Genomic DNA, 16,325 nt, shown 5'->3' on the forward strand with positions numbered 1-16,325 from the left:
AGGACGGATAGGGTTTCTGCCTTGCGTGAGGCTGATGAAAGGGCTGCCCGCAAGGCATTTCCGTGTGCCAGCTTCGCGCAAGCATCTGTCGTCAGTCTAAAGGGGACGAATGGGTGCCTGCACCCGTTTCTGAGATGCCGCCTCAGCGAAATCCCGGCCGAACCAGACAGACGACGCCCGGCTTTTCGTTCCGTTCATCGCCAATGCTTGGAGCTTACCGACATGCAATCCGGTCTTTATGTTTCTCTGTCGTCGCAGATGGCCCTCGAAAAGCGCCTGAACACCATCGCAGACAACATGGCGAACGTGAACACGACCGGCTTTCGCGCCACCGAGGTGAAGTTCGACGAGATGGTGGCGGCGACCAAGAACAAGCTGAACACCAAGGTCGCCTTCGTTTCCCAGGGCAACGACTATCTGAACGAAAGCAATGGCGAGTTGCAGCACACCGGCAACATGCTCGATTTCGCCGTCAAGGGCGATGCCTGGTTTGCGCTCGACACGCCGGCCGGCCGGGTTCTGACGCGGGACGGCCGCTTCACGCTCAAGGATACCGGCGAACTGGTCTCGATCCGGGGATATCCGGTTCTCGACGCCGGCGGTGCACCGATCCAGCTCAACACCAAAGGCGGCGAGCCGGCCGTCGGCACCGACGGCATCATCTATCAGGACAAACGCCAGGTCGCTTCGCTCGGCCTGTTCGAGGCCGATATCAGCAAGGGGTATCTGCGCTACGAAAACAGCGGCATCATGACCACCGACCAGCCGCGCGCCGTTGTCGACCGCTTCAATGTCGGTGTCGAGCAGGGTTATCTCGAAAATTCCAACGTCAACGCCATGCGCGAGATCACCCAGCTGATCGAAGTCAACCGCGCCTTCGAAAGCGTCTCGTCGCTGATGCGCGACAGTGAGGATTCATTCAAGGAAGCCGTGCAGACGCTTGGAGGCAGCCGCTGAGCATGAACACCACGCTCCTGTCCGAGGACGGACTTTCCCCGAAGCTGGCGCATCTGGCGGATCTCGTCGAGCGATACGTATCGCCGGACTTCGCCGTCGCCCATGGCGGTCGCGTGCAGACCATCGCCGCCGGCCACTACACGGTTCGCGGGCTCTCCCGCCATGTGCGCCTCGGTGAGTTCGTCGCCCATAAATCGGCGACCGGCATCCATCTCGGCGAAGTCGTTCGCGTCGAGCCGGATCTGATCTACGTCTGCCCGATCGAACCGGGCGAGCCGATCGGCATCCACGATACCGTGATCCGCAAGGGCGCCTTCCGCATCTCGCCGTCGGACAGCTGGTGCGGGCGCACCGTCAACTCGCTCTGCGAGCCGATCGACGGGCTGGGTCCAATCATTGAAGGCCTCGATCGCCGTTCGATCTCCAATACCGCGCCGCCCTCGATGACCCGCAAACGTGTGGAAACCGGCTTCAAGACCGGCGTGCGCGCGATCGACATCTTCTCGCCGCTCTGCCTCGGGCAGCGTCTCGGCATCTTCGCCGGCTCCGGCGTCGGCAAGTCGACGCTGCTGTCCATGCTCGCCCGCGCCGATGCCTTCGACAAGGTCGTCATTGCGCTTGTCGGCGAACGCGGCCGCGAGGTGCGCGAATTCATCGAGGATACGCTCGGCAGCAATATGAAGAAGGCAATCGCCGTCGTTGCCACCAGCGACGAGAGCCCGATGCTGCGCAAGATGGCGCCGCTGACGGCGGTCACCATTGCCGAGCATTTCCGCGACAAGGGCGAGAACGTCCTCTTCATCGTCGACAGCGTCACGCGTTTCGCCCATGCGATCCGCGAGGTGGCGACCGCCTCCGGCGAGCCGCCGATTGCGCGCGGTTATCCCGCTTCCGTCTTCACCGAGCTGCCGCGCCTGCTGGAACGCGCCGGTCCCGGCCCCGAGGGTGCCGGCACCATCACGGCAATCATCTCGATCCTCGTCGACGGCGACAACCACAACGACCCGATCGCCGATTCGACGCGCGGCATCCTCGACGGTCACATCGTCCTGCAGCGCAGCCTCGCCGAAGAGGGGCGTTATCCGCCGATCGATCCGCTGGCCTCGATCTCGCGTCTCGCCCGCAAGGCCTGGACGCCGGACCAGGAAAAGCTGGTGTCGCGGCTGAAAGTGCTGATCCACCGCTTCGAGGAGACGCGCGACCTGCGCCTGATCGGCGGTTATCGCCAGGGCGCCGATCCCGATCTCGACATGGCGGTCAAGCAGGTGCCCATCATTTACGACGTCCTGAAGCAGTCGCCGGGCGACCGTGAATCGCCCGATGCCTTTGCCGATCTCGCCGGCGCGCTCAAGGCTGCAGCCGGCATGGGCAATCAGGGCGCACAGATCCAGAGGAGATAGACGTGGCTGAATTCGACGACGAACGCATCGCTTCCCTGAAGCAGCGCAGGAAGACCGTCATCCTGGATCGGTTTCTGACCTTCACCGGCCTGGCGCTGGCCGGCGCCGCCGCCTTCTTTCCCTGGTATGTGTTCTTCAACGAGGACAAATTCGGCATCAACGTCGCCGCCAGCGGCAATTCGCGCGACCTGCCGGATTGGCCGGCCCGCAACGTCTTCAGCGTCTCGCCGCTTGCCATGGTCAACAAGAACGAGGGAGACAAGAAGGCCTCGCCGATCGATCCGCTGACGACGGCGACGGTTTCCGATCTCGGCAAGGAGCGCAATGGCAAGCCCTTGCTGGAAGATCAGCCTTTCCCCGGCAGGTCTTCCTTCCGCCTGCTGCACGTCTCCAACGGCCGGGCGCTGATCGAGGATCCCTCGGGCATGTATATGGTACGCATCGGCTCGATCCTGCCCGACGAGAGCCGCCTTGCGGCACTCGAGCAGCGCGACGGGAAATGGGTGATCGTCACCTCCAAGGGCGATACCTACCAGAACAATTGAACCGGCCGGCCAACGCCGAAGGCAACAGGGGCTCCGCCGCCAACCGGCCGGAGCCTTGTTCTTTTGATAGAGCAATTCCAGCAAAAATGTGCAGCGGTTCTGCGTTCGGAATTGCGTGAAAACAAAGAGATAGAGCATTTTCGTGACTCGAAGAAAACGGAAATGCTTTGGCGGCAGCCTTCGCCGAAAAAGCATCTTGAAGCCTGAATTCCCGTAAGTCCCACGCAAGATTACCGCACTAGGTTCGGGACAGTAAAAACGGAGAGTTCTCATGCAACCGATCCAACTTTTCGACTTGGCTTCGCGGCAGGCGGAATGGCTGACGATCCGTCAGCAGGTTGTTGCCGGCAACATCGCGAATGCCAATACCCCGAAATTCCACGCCAAGGACGTCACGCCCTTCGACGCCGTACTTGATAAGTCCGACATCACCATGGCGCGCACCAATCCGGCCCATCTCAGCGGCAACGATTTCAGCGACAGCGGCGATATCGACGTCAAGGAGGCCGCACTCGACCAGGAAATCGGCGTCCAGGAATCCGGCAACACGGTCGGTTTGGCCGAGGAGCTCTCCAAGTCGGGCGATATCAAGCGCCAGTACGATCTGAACACCTCGCTGGTCAGTTCCTTCAACCGCATGATGTTGATGACCGTCAGGAAGTAAAACTCATGGATCCGCTTTCAGCAGCAATGAAAATCGCCGGTTCCGGGCTCGAGGCGCAGTCGACGCGCCTGCGCATCGTTTCGGAAAACATCGCCAACGCCCGCTCGACCGGCGACACGCCCGGAGCCGACCCCTATCGCCGCAAGACGATCACCTTCGGCCAGCAGATGGATCGTGCCACCGGCGTCGAGACGGTCGACGTCAAGAAGGTCGGCGTCGACGAGGGCGATTTCAGCACCGAATTCGACCCCAGCAATCCGGCTGCGGACCAGAAGGGCGTCGTCAAGCTGCCGAACGTCAACATCCTGGTCGAGATGGCCGACATGCGCGAAGCCAACCGTTCCTATGACGCCAATCTGCAGACGATCAAGCAGACCCGCGATCTCATCTCCTCCACGATCGATCTCCTGAAGAGCCAATAATAATGATCAGCAGCGTCCAGAATGTCAGCAATCTTTCGATGACCCGTGCGCTCGGCGCCGTCGACACCGAAAATTCCGCCTCGTCGTCTGCCGCCACCATGCCGGGCACCGCAGGTGCGACCAACGGCATGAGCTTCGCCTCCGTCATGGGCAACATGGCGAGCGACGCGGTCAACAGCCTGAAGGGTGCGGAAAGCATGTCCTTTGCCGGTATCAAGGGTACGGCGACGACGCGAGAGGTCGTCGATTCCATGCTCCAGGCCGAGCAGACGCTACAGACCGCGATCGCCATCCGCGACAAGGTCGTCTCGGCCTTTCTCGAAGTCACCAAGATGCAGATGTAACTGATTTGAGGACGAACACATGAGAGCGCTCGCCATCGCAGCAACGGGCATGGATGCCCAGCAGACCAATCTGGAAGTCATCGCGAACAACATCGCCAACATCAATACGACCGGTTTCAAGCGCGCCCGCGCCGAATTCTCCGATCTTCTCTACCAGACCGAACGCGCCAAGGGTGTCGCCAACCGCGCCAACCAGGCCGTGGTTCCGGAGGGCGCCAATATCGGCCTCGGCGTCCAGACCTCGGCGGTCCGCAACCTGCATCTCCAGGGCGAACTGACCCAGACCGGCAACGACCTCGACGTGGCGCTGATCGGCAAGGGTTTCTTCCAGATCCAGTCGACCGACGGTACGACGCTTTATAGCCGCGCGGGCGCCTTCAACAAGAACGACCAGGGCCAGCTCGTCACCATCGACGGCTACGAGGTCGTTCCGGGCATCACCATCCCGCAGGGCTCCACCGAACTGACGGTCAGCCGCTCCGGTCAAGTGTCCGCCAAGCTGCCCGGCCAGACCGCCCCGACGACCCTCGGCCAGCTGACGCTTGCCGACTTCGTCAACGAGGCCGGCCTGCAGCCGATCGGCGACAACCTCTTCCAGGAAACGCCGGCATCCGGCCAGGCCGTCGTCGGCAATCCGGATGAGGAAGGCTTCGCCTACATGAAGCAGGGTTACCTGGAATCGTCGAACGTCGACCCGGTGAAGGAAATCACCGAACTGATCTCGGCCCAGCGCGCTTACGAAATGAATTCCAAGGTGATCACCACCGCTGATGAAATGGCCTCCATCGTCAGCAAGAACCTGAAGTAAAGGGAAGGGCCGAAACATGATGTTTTGCCGGGCAGGACACATCTCAGGATGGGTGGCGGCAGCCACGATCGCAGTCGCGGGCATTTTCTTGCCCGCGAAGGTGGATGCCGGCATGGGTTATGCCGTCGTCCCGACGACGATCATCTACCCCGGCGACACACTGTCGGCCAGCCAGCTTCAGGAGGTCGAGGTCACCAACCCCAACCTCGCCGGCGATTTTGCCAAATCCATTTCCCAGGTCGAAGGCATGGTCTCCAAGCGCACGCTGCTGCCGGGCCGGACGATTTCGGTTTCCGGCCTGCGCGAAGCCTATACGGTGACCCGCGGTTCTACGATCCGCCTGGTCTTTTCGCTCGGCGCGATGACGATCTCGGCCGCCGGCACGCCGCTCGAAGACGGCTCGACGGGGCAGGTCGTGCGCGCCCGCAATATGGATTCCGGCGTCATCGTCAGCGGCACGGTGCTTGCGGACGGCACGGTCCATGTGAGGGCAAAATGAAATTGTTCTTCCGTTTCTTAACCCTTGTCGCGGTTCTCGCCATGAGCCTGGCCGACGTCGCGCCCGCCTTTGCGCTGACCTCCCGCATCAAGGATATCGCCTCGCTTCAGGCCGGCCGCGACAACCAGTTGATCGGTTACGGCCTGATCGTCGGCCTGCAGGGAACCGGCGACGGCTTCCGTTCCTCCCCCTTCACCGAGCAGTCGATGCGGGCGATGCTGCAAAATCTCGGCATCTCGACGCAGGGCAGCCAGTCCAACGCCAAGAACACGGCGGCGGTGATGGTCACCGCCAACCTGCCGCCCTTCGCAAGTCCCGGCAGCCGTATCGACGTCACGGTGAGCTCGCTCGGCGACGCAACGTCGCTGCGCGGCGGCACGCTCGTGATGACCTCGCTTTCCGGTGCCGACGGCCAGATCTATGCCGTCGCGCAAGGTGCCGCCATCGTTTCCGGTTTTCAGGCCCAGGGCCAGGCGGCCACCGTGACCGAAGGCGTCACCACGGCCGGCCGTGTGCCGGGCGGCGCCATCATCGAACGCGAACTGCCGTCCCGCTTCAAGGATTCGGTCAATCTCGTCCTGCAGCTGCGCAACCCCGATTTCTCGACGGCGATCCGTATCGCCGACATCGTCAACGGTTATGCCTCGGCGCGCTTCGGCGGTCCGGTCGCCGAAGCCAAGGACTCGCAGGAGGTGGTGATCCAGAAGCCGCGCACCGCCGATCTCACCCGACTGATGGCCGACATCGAAAATCTCATCGTCGAAACCGATACACCGGCCAAGGTCGTGATCAACGAGCGCACCGGAACGATCGTCATCGGCTCGGATGTCCGCGTCTCGCCGGTTGCCGTCAGCTACGGCACCCTGACGGTTCAGGTCACCGAGACGCCGCAGATCATCCAGCCCGAACCCTTCTCGCGCGGCCGGACCGCGGTCCAGCCGCAGACCGACATCGCGGCTGAGCAGACCGGCGGGCGCGTCGCCATCATCGACGGTCCCGACCTCAGAACCCTCGTCGCCGGCCTCAACAATATCGGTGTGAAACCGGATGGCATCATCGCCATTCTCCAGGGCATCAAGTCGGCGGGCGCCCTGCAGGCGGAGCTTGTGCTGCAATGAAGACGATCCCGAATCCCGACATGACGGTCCTGCAGCTGCTGCGCCGGCTGGCGCTGCCGGCGGCAGGCCTCGTCCTTTTGTCGATCCCGGGCGCCTTCGCGCAGGAGCATGCGCCGGCAGGCGACATCACCTCCCAGGACGAGATCAAGCAGTTCTGCACCAACATTGCCGACCCCGCCCGCGACCAGCGTTACCTCCTGCAGAAGCAGGAACTGGAAAAGCTTCGCGCCGACATCGACGCCCGCGTGGCCGAGATGGACAGGCGCAAGGCCGAATACCAGGACTGGCTGAAGCGGCGCGACGATTTCCTGAAACAGGCGGAAGCCGGCCTCACCGACATCTACAAGAAGATGAAGCCGGATGTGGCCGCACTGCAGCTGCAGGAGATGAATATCGAGGTGGCGTCCGCCGTGATCATGCGGCTCGGACCGCGTCAGTCGAGCCTCATCCTGAACGAGATGGACGCCAAGAAGGCCGCGGCCATCGCCAGCGTCATCGCCAGTGCGTCCGATCCCAATACGTCGAAGGATCCTTCATGAATATGCGTTTCCAGGCCGCGATCGCCGCCCTCGCACTCCTTGCAGGTTGCCAGTCTCCGACGGCGGTCAGCGAGATCGGCCGTGCGCCCGCCATGAGCCCGATCGGCAGCGGGCTTGCCTACGGCCAGACACCGCAGATGGCGCTCTATCCGAAGCAGCCGCGCGCCGTGGCGCAGGGTTATTCGCTGTGGAGCGATTCGCAGGCCGCCCTCTTCAAGGATGCGCGCGCGCTCAACGTCGGCGACATCCTGACCGTCGACATCCAGATCAACGACAAGGCCTCCTTCGACAACGAGACCAACCGCAGCCGCAAGAATTCGAGCGGCATGGCCTGGGACGTCAACGCCCAGATCTTCGGCTGGACGCCGGAGTCCAAAACCGACCTGACCTATGGCTCCGACACCAGCACCGACGGCAAGGGCAAAATCGAGCGCACCGACAAGATCAATCTTATGGTCGCCGCCGTCGTCACCGGCATTCTCGAAAACGGCAACCTCGTCATCTCGGGCTCGCAGGAAGTCCGTCTGAACCAGGAACTGCGCATTCTGAACGTCGCCGGTATCGTGCGGCCGCAGGACGTCAATTCCGATAACCAGATCTCCTACGACAAGATCGCCGAAGCCCGCATCTCCTACGGTGGCCGCGGTCGCCTGATGGAAGTGCAGCAGCCCCCGCGCGGCCAGCAGGCCGTCGATCTTTTCTCGCCGCTTTGAGGCTGAACGACGATGGCAGAGCCAGATGCAAGCGCAGGTCAACCGAAGAAATCCGGGTCGTTGATGACGATCATCGGCATCGCCGTCCTGACGCTCGTCGGCGCCGGCGGCGGCTGGGCGGTCGGCACGATCGTCGCGCCCAACATCAAGGGAGCCAAGGAGGCCGAGCAGGCCAAGGACGCCGAGGCCAAGAAAAAGGCCGAGGAAGGCCTGGCCCGCATTTCGACCGAGGCCAATAACATCGTCCAGCTCGAGCCGATCACCTCGAACCTCGCCTACCCCTCGGAAAACTGGGTGCGACTCGAGGTCGCGCTGCTGTTCAACGGGCCGCCGGATGTCAAGGTTTCTGAGGATATTCATCAGGATATCCTCGCCTATATCAGGACCGTTTCCCTGCAGCAGATCGAGGGGCCGCGGGGCTTTCAATATCTCAAGGATGACATACAGGAACGTGTTGACCTTCGCTCGCAAGGGCGGGTATCGAAGGTCATGTTCAGGACATTTGTCATCGAATGATTCGTCTCATAGTTTTCCTTGCCGCCATGATGGCGGTGCCGGAACTGGCGGTGGCACAGCAACTGCCGACTGACTTGTTGAACGTGCCGGTCGATGGCTCCGTCGCCGCCTGGATCATCCGCACATTCGGCCTGCTGACCATTCTTTCGGTCGCGCCGGGCATCCTGATCATGGTGACGAGCTTCCCGCGCTTCATCATCGCCTTCTCGATCCTGCGTTCAGGCATGGGCCTCTCCTCGACACCCTCCAACATGATCCTGCTTTCGCTGTCGCTGTTCATGACTTTCTACGTCATGTCGCCGACCTTCGATCAGGCCTGGCAGAACGGCGTGCAGCCGCTCCTTGCCAACCAGATCAACGAGACCGAGGCGGTCCAGCGTATCGCCGAACCCTTCCGCACCTTCATGGCGGCCAATACCCGCGACAAGGATTTGGCGCTTTTTGTCGATCTGGCGCGCGAACGCGGACAGAATATCCAGACGACCGATCCGATCGACTACCGCGTGCTGATCCCGGCCTTCATGATTTCCGAGATTCGCCGCGGCTTCGAGATCGGCTTCCTCGTCGTGCTGCCGTTCCTCGTCATCGACCTGATCGTCGCCACCATCACCATGGCGATGGGCATGATGATGCTGCCGCCGACGTCGATCTCCCTGCCGTTCAAAATTCTCTTCTTCGTGCTGATCGACGGCTGGAACCTGCTCGTCGGCAGCTTGGTGCGCTCCTTCCACTGACCGGCTGCGGCCTCCCGCCTTTTCCAATAGAAAACCCGCCGGATCTGCTCCGGCGGGTTTTTCGTGGCGGTTGTGCAAGCCTCACTCGGCCGCGAACGGCGCCGTGCGCGGCGGCAGCGCCGCAATGTCCATATGGTCGGGTACGAGACCCTGCTTGGCGCGCTCGGCCATGATTTCATAGGCCTGCTCCAGATGGTGGCAGAAGCGTTCGGCATCGAAGAGCGGCGCGATATAGCGCTTCTCCTTGAGGTGTGCCTTGTATTCGGCGATCCGCCCGGGATTCTCGGCCAGTTCGACGGCGAGATCCTCATAGGCCTGCAGGTCGTTTGCGACGAGCTCGGGCAGGTCAATGGCTCTGAGCAAGCTCTCGCTGACGCGTGAGGCGAAGTTGGTGCCTTTGACGGTCAGCACCGGCAGGCCGCCCCAGAGCTGCTCCGACGTGGTCGTATGGCCGTTGACCGGGAAGGTATCGATGCCGATATCGGCCGCCTGCTGGCGGTCGATGTGCTGTTCATAGGGTGCGCGCGGGCAGAAGATGATCCGCTTCGGCGAAATGCCCGCCGCCTGGAATTGCTTCAAGAGATTTGCCTGGTTGCGCGGCGTGTTCGCCATCAGCCAGAGCACGCTGTTCGGCGCGCGCTTGAGAATACGGCACCAGCTATGGATTACCTCAGGCGTAATCTTGCGGTTGCCGTTGAAGGACGCGAAGATGAAGGCGTCTTCCGGCAGGCCGAGCTGCTCGCGGGTAACGGCGCGCGGCTTCGGCCGATGCATCGGGTCGTTCGGCTGGTAGCTTTCCGGCAGCCGGCAGAATTTCTCATGGTAGAAGGGCTTGGCCACCTCGGGCAATACCGAATGGTCCCCGATGACGTAGTCGAGGTCGATATTGACCGTGCTGCCGGGGAAACCGAGCCAGCCGACATGCACCGGCGCCAGCGGCAAATTGAAGGCCGACGCGCGGCTGCCCGAAGTATGGCCCTTCAGGTCGACCATGATGTCGATATTATGCTCGCGCACCACCTGCAGCACCGCGTGGTCGGAGAAGCCGTGAACGTCGACGATCCGGCCCCAGCGGCTGCGGTCGGTAACGTTGTGCTTCAGGTATTCCGGGCCGGTATGGCAGAAGAGCGTCACCTCGAACCGGTCCTTGTCGTGCAGTTCCAGGATGCGTTGCAGCAGCTTCATCGTCGCATGGCGATCCCAGAAGTCCGATGACATGTAGCCGATCCGGATCTTGTCCGACCAGCTGTGCGGCTGGTTGCGGCGGAAGGCCACCCGTTCCGGATTGAGGGGGGTGGTGCCGATTGTCGCATACCGGTTGTGGTCTTCGTTGCCGCACCAGTGCAGATGATAAAACGGGTTATCCTTGCGCAGGATCTCAAGGTCGCCCTTTGCGAGTGCAGCGTCGATCGGCAGCTGATGCTTGGCGGCCTCTTCGAACTCGTTGAATTCGCGGGCGAAAACCAGGTAGAGAAAGCGGAAGGCGTGATTGCCCGGAAAACGCTTGAAGAGGTTGCGCGCAAGCTTCTGGTTGGTTGCGTCGTTGAGATCGTCGCTGAGCAGCAGGGCCGCCAGGCGCATGTGATCGGGGTTCATGCTTTCCGACAGCACCGTCTTGAATGGGCGGATGATATCCCGCTGCTGGCGCTTCAGATAGATGGCGGTGATGATGAAGGCGAGTTCGGCATCATCCTGCGCCTTGGTGAGGTTGCGCATGGCGATCAGCAGAGCTTCGTCCTCGTTGCCGATCTCGTAATGCAGCTTGGCAGCCTGTTTGTGATATTCGTAGGCGTTAGGCCCTTCGCAGTTGCCGGCCAGGACGTAGGCTTTCGCGGCATCGGCCTTGAAGCCGAGCTGCACGAGATTCTTGGCCAGCAGCGCATAGGTCTTGGCGTCCTGCTGGATATCCATCAGCTGGTTGAGCGTCGCCAAGGACTGTGTGTAGCGGCCCATCTGGTAATCCCTGGATGCCGCAGAGAACGAAACTTTGCTGTTCAAAAACCCAACTCCGTGAAGGAAATGTTCTGGCATGGCTGTCGATTGCCGGCGCATGCACAGTCCATCCTTCCCGAGAACAGGGGATTGATCCGACGGTGCTATCCAGGCGCCTGCCACATTGCCATGCGAAGCTTGCTTGAAACCGGTGCGCCTCGACAAATGCGGCTCTCCGGGAGAGTGCCTGCTTCCCCCGGAAAGGCCCTGTTTTTCTGAGTAAATTCGAATGCAAAGAAATAGATTCAGCCGGCATTAACTATGGGATGTAAGGAGCGGGCACGGGGCCTCCATTTTTAAGAAGTTGGCAAGCATTGGCTGCGAGATTGCCCTGGACATGACGGGTTTGGGCCATACAAAAAAAGGCGCCGAGTAGCATGAAGCTGGTCCGTCATCGCCGGTACTATAGTCCGGTATGTCCTCCTTTTTGTATCTAGTTTCCAGGGGACAGATTTATGACAAGCATTAACACGAATTCTTCCGCACAGGCCGCTCTCCAGACGCTGCGTAGCGTCAACCAGAACCTCAACAGCACGCAGAACCACGTTTCTTCGGGTTACCGCGTTGAAAAGGCTTCCGACAACGCTGCTTACTGGTCGATCGCGACGACTATGCGTTCGGACAACAAGGCTCTCTCGGCTGTCTCCGACGCGCTCGGCGTAGGCGCTGCCAAGGTCGACACGGCATACACAGCCATGGACAGCGCCATCGACGTCGTCGGCGACATCAAGGCCAAGCTGGTTGCCGCGACTGAAAGCGGCGTCGACAAGGCTAAGGTTCAGGAAGAAATCGGTCAGCTGCAGGAACAGCTGAAGAGCATCGCTCAGTCGGCTTCGTTCAACGGCGAAAACTGGGTTGCTGGCGCCGCCGGCACCAAGAGCGTCGTTTCGTCCTTCGTTCGCGACGGCTCCAACGCCGTTTCGGTTACCACGACCGACTATGTTCTCGACGACAGTTCCGCGGGCAACGTTCTGTTCGGCATGAGCGGCGGTTCGGTCGAAACCTCGACGGGTATCCTCGGCACTTCGAATGGCGCGACCGGCTCGATCTTCGGGATGGACATCACCAACTTCACCTCGGGCGATCTCTCGACAGCTCTGACCAACGTTGAATCGGCTCTGAAGTCCATGACCAGCGCCGGCGCCGCTCTCGGCTCGCTCTCAAAGCGTATCGACAGCCAGGACGACTTCGTCAACGCACTCAGCGACTCGATCGACTCCGGTGTGGGACGTCTCGTCGACGCCGACATGGAAGAGGAATCGTCCAGGCTCAGTGCCCTGCAGACCCAGCAACAGCTGGCGATCCAGTCGCTATCGATCGCGAACTCCTCTTCGCAGAACATCCTGTCGCTCTTCCGCTAAGAGCGGGCGACATCAGGTTTTCAAGTTTCGCGGCCGGGTCATCCCCGGCCGCGAAATGTTTTAAGATAAGGTTAATGAAAATTCTTCTAAGTGTCAGATATTTTTACGGTATTTCCAATTCGAGTTTAGCCTTCCTTAACCATCTTGCTGTTTTCTAGGCCCATCGAAACGGCGAGTTAACCTTAACAGAGATGGTTAACAGGCATGATGCTGACCGCTGTGGGCCGGACGAAATCCGGAATGTCCCTTCTTAAAATCTGCCGATAAGGGGCAAGAAAACTATGACGAGCATCAACACCAATAACGCTGCAATGGCAGCCCTCCAGACTCTGCGTGGCATCAACCAGGGTCTCCAGACAACGCAGGCCCACGTTTCATCCGGCTATCGCGTCGGCAAGGCTTCTGACAACGCTGCTTACTGGTCGATCGCAACGACCATGCGTTCGGACAACAAGGCACTCTCGGCCGTTTCCGACGCTCTCGGTCTCGGCGCCGCCAAGGTCGACACCGCTTACTCCGCCATGGATAGCGCCATCGACGTCGTCGGTGACATCAAGGCCAAGCTGGTTGCCGCGACTGAAAACGGCGTCGACAAGTCCAAGGTCCAGGAAGAAATCAGCCAGCTGCAGCAGCAACTCCTGAGCGTCGCTCAGTCGGCTTCCTTCTCCGGCGAAAACTGGGTTGCTGGCGCTGCCGGCACCAAGAACGTCGTTGCCTCCTTCGTCCGTGACGGCTCCAACGCCGTTTCGGTCGTGATGACCGACTACGTTCTCGACGACGGCTCCGCGGGCAACGTTCTGTTCGGCATGAGCGGCGGCGCAGTTGAAACCTCCACGGGTATCCTCGGTACTTCGAATGGTGCGACCGGTTCTGTCTTTGCAATGGACATCACCAACTTCACCCTCGGCGACATCCAGACGGCTCTGACCAACGTTGAATCGGCTCTGAAGTCCATGACCAGCGCCGGCGCCGCTCTCGGCTCGGTCTCCAAGCGCATCGAGTTGCAGGAGAACTTCGTGTCCGCACTCAGCGACTCGATCGACTCCGGTGTCGGCCGTCTCGTCGACGCCGACATGGAAGAGGAATCCTCCAAGCTCAGCGCCCTGCAGACCCAGCAGCAGCTGGCTGTCCAGTCGCTGTCGATCGCGAACTCCTCTTCGCAGACCATCCTCACGCTGTTCCGCGGCTAATAAATCCACGGAAACATCGCCCGCCGGTCTCCGGCGGGCATCCAAAAATCGAGCCGCGCTTCGATGGAGCGCGGCTTTTTTAATGTCTGTTAACGATCGATTAACCATAATGCTGTTTTCTCAGCTCAACGAGACGGCGGGTTAACCAAATTTAAGAACCGGTTAACAGGCATGAGGCTGGTCCCCGTTCCCGGTAGCTTTCCGGAATGTCCCTTTTTTCCACCTGCCAATAAGGGGCAATCATTTCATGACCAGCATTTTGACGAACGTCGCGGCGATGGCCGCCCTTCAGACACTCCGCGGAATCAATGACGGCCTCGAGGATACGCAGAACCGCGTATCGTCGGGCTACCGTGTTGAAAAGGCGTCCGACAACGCCGCCTATTGGTCGATCGCAACGACCATGCGTTCGGACAACAAGGCGCTTTCCGCCGTTTCCGACGCTCTCGGCCTCGGCGCTGCCAAGGTCGACACCGCTTACTCCGCCATGTCCAGCGCCATCGACGTCATCAGCGAAATCAAGGCGAAGATCGTCGCCGCGACCGAAAACGGTGTCGACAAGACCAAGGTCCAGGAGGAAATCGGCCAGCTGCAGCAGCAGCTGCTCAGCATCGCCCAGTCGGCTTCCTTCTCCGGTGAAAACTGGGTTGCCGGCGCTGACGGGACCAAGAGCGTCGTTTCCACCTTCGTCCGCGACGGCAACGGCAACGTCTCGGTTAAGACGACGGACTACCTTCTGGACACGAGCTCCGCCGGCAACGTTCTCTTCGGCATGGACGCGGCCGGCGCCATCGAGACGAGTTCCGGCATTATCGGCACATCAAGCGGGACGATCGGTTCGATCTTCGCGATGGACATCAGCAGCTTCGGTCAGGCTGATATCTCCATGGCCCTGACGTCGATCGAGGCCGGCCTGAATGCGATGACCAAGGCTGCATCGCAACTCGGCTCGATTTCCACCCGCATCGACCTGCAGGAAAACTTCGTCGGAGCGCTCAGTGATTCGATCGACTCGGGTGTCGGCCGCCTCGTCGATGCCGACATGGAAGAGGAATCGAGTAAGCTGACGGCGTTGCAAACCCAGCAGCAACTGGCCATACAGTCGCTGTCGATCGCCAACTCCAGCGCTCAGAACATCCTCACGCTGTTCCGCAGCTAAGCCAGGCGCTGAAGCTGGACCGAATCTTGCGCCACCGCCCGGCCGCAAGCGGAAGACCTCCCGAACCGCGCCCGAAACGGCGCGGTTCTCTATTTTATATCAATGAGTTAATTTGAACTGCAGTCGGCGGTCCGCGCTCGCCGCTGCGCTCTTGCCGAATAGGTTGATATCGAGTTACCTTTGCCTCGAGTTGATTTGCTTTTGCGACACACCGGCGGAAACCCTGCCGTAGGCATGACGCCACTTCAGTCGCCGCCGGCAATCCGGCCTGCCCTTTCACCTTATTCCGAGACCTGTCGATGACCGTTAAGATTACCAGCGCGGCCGCGGTGAATGCGCTTGCGGTGCTGCGCAGCATCAACAAAGAAGCCAGTCAGACCCAGCAGCAAGTTTCCTCGGGATTTCGTATCGAGACGGCCGCCGACGATGCGTCCTACTGGTCGGTTGCGACCGTCATGCGCTCGGACAGCACCAATCTCGGAACGATCGGAGATGCGCTCGGTCTCGGCGCTGCCAAGGTCGATGCAACCTACACGTCGATGACCTCGGCGATCGATCTCATCGGCCAGATCCGCGCCAAGCTAGTTTCGGCAAAAGAGCCTGGTACCGACAAGGACAAGATCAACGCTGAGATCAGCGAATACAAGCAACAGCTGCAGACCGTTGTCGAATCGACGTCGTTTGCAGGTGAGAACTGGCTGTTGAACGGCGATTCCGCCGCGCCGCCGACCTGGTCGGTCATCTCGGGCTTCGTGCGCGCCCCAACCGGCGAGTATCAGGCCCAGAGCATCGATTTCCCATCGTCGCAGACCATTCTCATCGACAAGAACGATGCGAGCGGCGGTCTGTTCACCAAGGCGGTCGATGCCAACGCGATCAATAACAGCGGGACGACGCCGCGCAATTATTACCTGCTGAACGCCAACTCGACCACGCCGGCGACGGGTACGGAGGTTGCGATCGACAAGAACACGACCGATGCGCAACTCACCGACATGCTCGATGTGACCGACTCGCTGCTCTCCTCGCTGACGACGACGGCCGCTTCCATCGGCGTGATGAAGACGCGTATCGACGATCAGATAGATTATACCGCCGATCTCTCCGATTCGATCGACAAGAGCGTCGGCGCGCTCGTCGACACCGACATGGACGAGGCTTCGATCCGGCAGAAGGCGATCGAAACCCAGAAGCAGATGGCCGTCGAAGCGATCTCGATCCTCAACACGGCTTCGAGCAAGATTCTGATCCTGCTTGAATAGAGCTGGGCGCGATCGCGGATGGCGGCCCCATTCATCCTCGCGCAAGTTTGACTTCCTAGTTTCCGGCATGAGGGCATCGTCCGAATCCGTGCCGGCGCAAGG

General features: G+C 60.9%; 18 protein-coding genes. 17 read left to right on the top strand and 1 reads right to left on the bottom strand.

From position 1 onward, the window contains the following. Window positions 1-222 precede the first annotated feature (222 nt). The 13 genes from flgF (at window position 223) to fliP (ending at window position 9,259) form a co-directional block, all read left to right on the top strand. Window positions 223-957: a flagellar basal-body rod protein FlgF gene (gene flgF, locus PO860_RS01585; RefSeq protein ID WP_183605688.1), complete on the top strand. Its 735-nt coding sequence runs from the start codon at window positions 223-225 to the stop codon at window positions 955-957. Window positions 958-959: 2 nt separating this feature from the next. Then, on the top strand, window positions 960-2,357 hold the full coding sequence (gene fliI, locus PO860_RS01590; protein WP_272782942.1) for a flagellar protein export ATPase FliI: 1,398 nt from the start codon (window positions 960-962) through the stop codon (window positions 2,355-2,357). Window positions 2,358-2,359: 2 nt separating this feature from the next. Beyond that, window positions 2,360-2,902: a flagellar protein gene (locus PO860_RS01595; RefSeq protein WP_183605690.1), complete on the top strand. Its 543-nt coding sequence runs from the start codon at window positions 2,360-2,362 to the stop codon at window positions 2,900-2,902. A gap of 271 nt (window positions 2,903-3,173) precedes the next feature. Next, the gene (flgB, locus tag PO860_RS01600; RefSeq protein WP_272782944.1) at window positions 3,174-3,566 is read left to right on the top strand and encodes a flagellar basal body rod protein FlgB; all 393 of its coding nucleotides are present in this window, start codon (window positions 3,174-3,176) and stop codon (window positions 3,564-3,566) included. A gap of 5 nt (window positions 3,567-3,571) precedes the next feature. Then, window positions 3,572-3,988 carry a flagellar basal body rod protein FlgC gene (gene flgC / locus PO860_RS01605; protein WP_183605692.1) on the top strand — a complete coding sequence of 139 codons (417 nt, stop codon included), beginning with the start codon at window positions 3,572-3,574 and terminating at the stop codon, window positions 3,986-3,988. A 2-nt stretch (window positions 3,989-3,990) separates the two neighbouring features. Further along, window positions 3,991-4,332 (top strand): flagellar hook-basal body complex protein FliE, encoded by a 342-nt coding sequence (gene fliE, locus PO860_RS01610; RefSeq protein WP_183605693.1) that lies wholly within the window; start codon window positions 3,991-3,993, stop codon window positions 4,330-4,332. 19 nt (window positions 4,333-4,351) lie between these two features. Further along, window positions 4,352-5,140, top strand: coding sequence for a flagellar basal-body rod protein FlgG (flgG, locus tag PO860_RS01615; protein ID WP_273883545.1), 789 nt, complete (start codon window positions 4,352-4,354; stop codon window positions 5,138-5,140). Window positions 5,141-5,156: 16 nt separating this feature from the next. Next, window positions 5,157-5,639, top strand: coding sequence for a flagellar basal body P-ring formation chaperone FlgA (gene flgA, locus PO860_RS01620; RefSeq protein WP_183605695.1), 483 nt, complete (start codon window positions 5,157-5,159; stop codon window positions 5,637-5,639). After that, window positions 5,636-6,757: a flagellar basal body P-ring protein FlgI gene (locus PO860_RS01625; RefSeq protein ID WP_097619910.1), complete on the top strand. Its 1,122-nt coding sequence runs from the start codon at window positions 5,636-5,638 to the stop codon at window positions 6,755-6,757. Before flgA ends, PO860_RS01625 begins: the two co-directional genes overlap by 4 nt. Then, window positions 6,754-7,296 (top strand): MotE family protein, encoded by a 543-nt coding sequence (locus PO860_RS01630; protein WP_273880035.1) that lies wholly within the window; start codon window positions 6,754-6,756, stop codon window positions 7,294-7,296. The genes PO860_RS01625 and PO860_RS01630 overlap by 4 nt, the downstream gene beginning before the upstream one ends. Further along, complete coding sequence (gene flgH, locus PO860_RS01635; RefSeq protein WP_097619908.1) at window positions 7,293-8,009, top strand: flagellar basal body L-ring protein FlgH; 717 nt, start codon at window positions 7,293-7,295, stop codon at window positions 8,007-8,009. Before PO860_RS01630 ends, flgH begins: the two co-directional genes overlap by 4 nt. A gap of 12 nt (window positions 8,010-8,021) precedes the next feature. Beyond that, window positions 8,022-8,525: a flagellar basal body-associated FliL family protein gene (locus PO860_RS01640; RefSeq protein WP_272782946.1), complete on the top strand. Its 504-nt coding sequence runs from the start codon at window positions 8,022-8,024 to the stop codon at window positions 8,523-8,525. Beyond that, entirely contained in the window at window positions 8,522-9,259 is a 738-nt protein-coding gene (gene fliP / locus PO860_RS01645; protein WP_097619906.1) for a flagellar type III secretion system pore protein FliP, read from the top strand. The genes PO860_RS01640 and fliP overlap by 4 nt, the downstream gene beginning before the upstream one ends. Before the next feature lie 81 nt (window positions 9,260-9,340). On the opposite strand, the gene PO860_RS01650 is transcribed toward fliP, so the two are convergent. Continuing rightward, the gene (locus PO860_RS01650; protein WP_183605698.1) at window positions 9,341-11,257 is read right to left on the bottom strand and encodes an O-linked N-acetylglucosamine transferase, SPINDLY family protein; all 1,917 of its coding nucleotides are present in this window, start codon (window positions 11,255-11,257) and stop codon (window positions 9,341-9,343) included. A gap of 449 nt (window positions 11,258-11,706) precedes the next feature. Between PO860_RS01650 and PO860_RS01655 the strand changes: the two genes are divergently transcribed. The 4 genes from PO860_RS01655 to PO860_RS01670 all read left to right on the top strand — a co-directional run bounded on the left by PO860_RS01655 (window position 11,707) and on the right by PO860_RS01670 (window position 16,223). Beyond that, window positions 11,707-12,612, top strand: coding sequence for a flagellin N-terminal helical domain-containing protein (locus tag PO860_RS01655; RefSeq protein ID WP_183605699.1), 906 nt, complete (start codon window positions 11,707-11,709; stop codon window positions 12,610-12,612). 281 nt (window positions 12,613-12,893) lie between these two features. Beyond that, the gene (locus tag PO860_RS01660) at window positions 12,894-13,802 is read left to right on the top strand and encodes a flagellin N-terminal helical domain-containing protein (protein WP_183605700.1); all 909 of its coding nucleotides are present in this window, start codon (window positions 12,894-12,896) and stop codon (window positions 13,800-13,802) included. Window positions 13,803-14,049: 247 nt separating this feature from the next. Beyond that, the gene (locus PO860_RS01665; protein WP_183605701.1) at window positions 14,050-14,961 is read left to right on the top strand and encodes a flagellin N-terminal helical domain-containing protein; all 912 of its coding nucleotides are present in this window, start codon (window positions 14,050-14,052) and stop codon (window positions 14,959-14,961) included. Window positions 14,962-15,260: 299 nt separating this feature from the next. Then, the gene (locus PO860_RS01670) at window positions 15,261-16,223 is read left to right on the top strand and encodes a flagellin N-terminal helical domain-containing protein (protein WP_183605702.1); all 963 of its coding nucleotides are present in this window, start codon (window positions 15,261-15,263) and stop codon (window positions 16,221-16,223) included. Window positions 16,224-16,325 lie beyond the last annotated feature (102 nt).

Origin of the sequence: Rhizobium binxianense, from assembly GCF_028994275.1 — a bacterium.
GTDB lineage: Bacteria > Pseudomonadota > Alphaproteobacteria > Rhizobiales > Rhizobiaceae > Rhizobium > Rhizobium binxianense.

Excerpts from the sequence above, each read along its gene's own strand:
- PO860_RS01655 (WP_183605699.1), top strand. The coding sequence starts at position 11,707 with ATGACAAGCATTAACACGAATTCTTCCGCACAGGCCGCTCTCCAGACG.
- PO860_RS01665 (WP_183605701.1), top strand. The coding sequence starts at position 14,050 with ATGACCAGCATTTTGACGAACGTCGCGGCGATGGCCGCCCTTCAGACA.
- fliP (WP_097619906.1), top strand. The coding sequence starts at position 8,522 with ATGATTCGTCTCATAGTTTTCCTTGCCGCCATGATGGCGGTGCCGGAA.
- PO860_RS01660 (WP_183605700.1), top strand. The coding sequence starts at position 12,894 with ATGACGAGCATCAACACCAATAACGCTGCAATGGCAGCCCTCCAGACT.
- PO860_RS01630 (WP_273880035.1), top strand. The coding sequence starts at position 6,754 with ATGAAGACGATCCCGAATCCCGACATGACGGTCCTGCAGCTGCTGCGC.
- fliI (WP_272782942.1), top strand. The coding sequence starts at position 960 with ATGAACACCACGCTCCTGTCCGAGGACGGACTTTCCCCGAAGCTGGCG.
- flgB (WP_272782944.1), top strand. The coding sequence starts at position 3,174 with ATGCAACCGATCCAACTTTTCGACTTGGCTTCGCGGCAGGCGGAATGG.
- flgG (WP_273883545.1), top strand. The coding sequence starts at position 4,352 with ATGAGAGCGCTCGCCATCGCAGCAACGGGCATGGATGCCCAGCAGACC.
- flgH (WP_097619908.1), top strand. The coding sequence starts at position 7,293 with ATGAATATGCGTTTCCAGGCCGCGATCGCCGCCCTCGCACTCCTTGCA.
- flgA (WP_183605695.1), top strand. The coding sequence starts at position 5,157 with ATGATGTTTTGCCGGGCAGGACACATCTCAGGATGGGTGGCGGCAGCC.
- flgF (WP_183605688.1), top strand. The coding sequence starts at position 223 with ATGCAATCCGGTCTTTATGTTTCTCTGTCGTCGCAGATGGCCCTCGAA.
- PO860_RS01670 (WP_183605702.1), top strand. The coding sequence starts at position 15,261 with ATGACCGTTAAGATTACCAGCGCGGCCGCGGTGAATGCGCTTGCGGTG.
- fliE (WP_183605693.1), top strand. The coding sequence starts at position 3,991 with ATGATCAGCAGCGTCCAGAATGTCAGCAATCTTTCGATGACCCGTGCG.
- PO860_RS01640 (WP_272782946.1), top strand. The coding sequence starts at position 8,022 with ATGGCAGAGCCAGATGCAAGCGCAGGTCAACCGAAGAAATCCGGGTCG.
- flgC (WP_183605692.1), top strand. The coding sequence starts at position 3,572 with ATGGATCCGCTTTCAGCAGCAATGAAAATCGCCGGTTCCGGGCTCGAG.
- PO860_RS01625 (WP_097619910.1), top strand. The coding sequence starts at position 5,636 with ATGAAATTGTTCTTCCGTTTCTTAACCCTTGTCGCGGTTCTCGCCATG.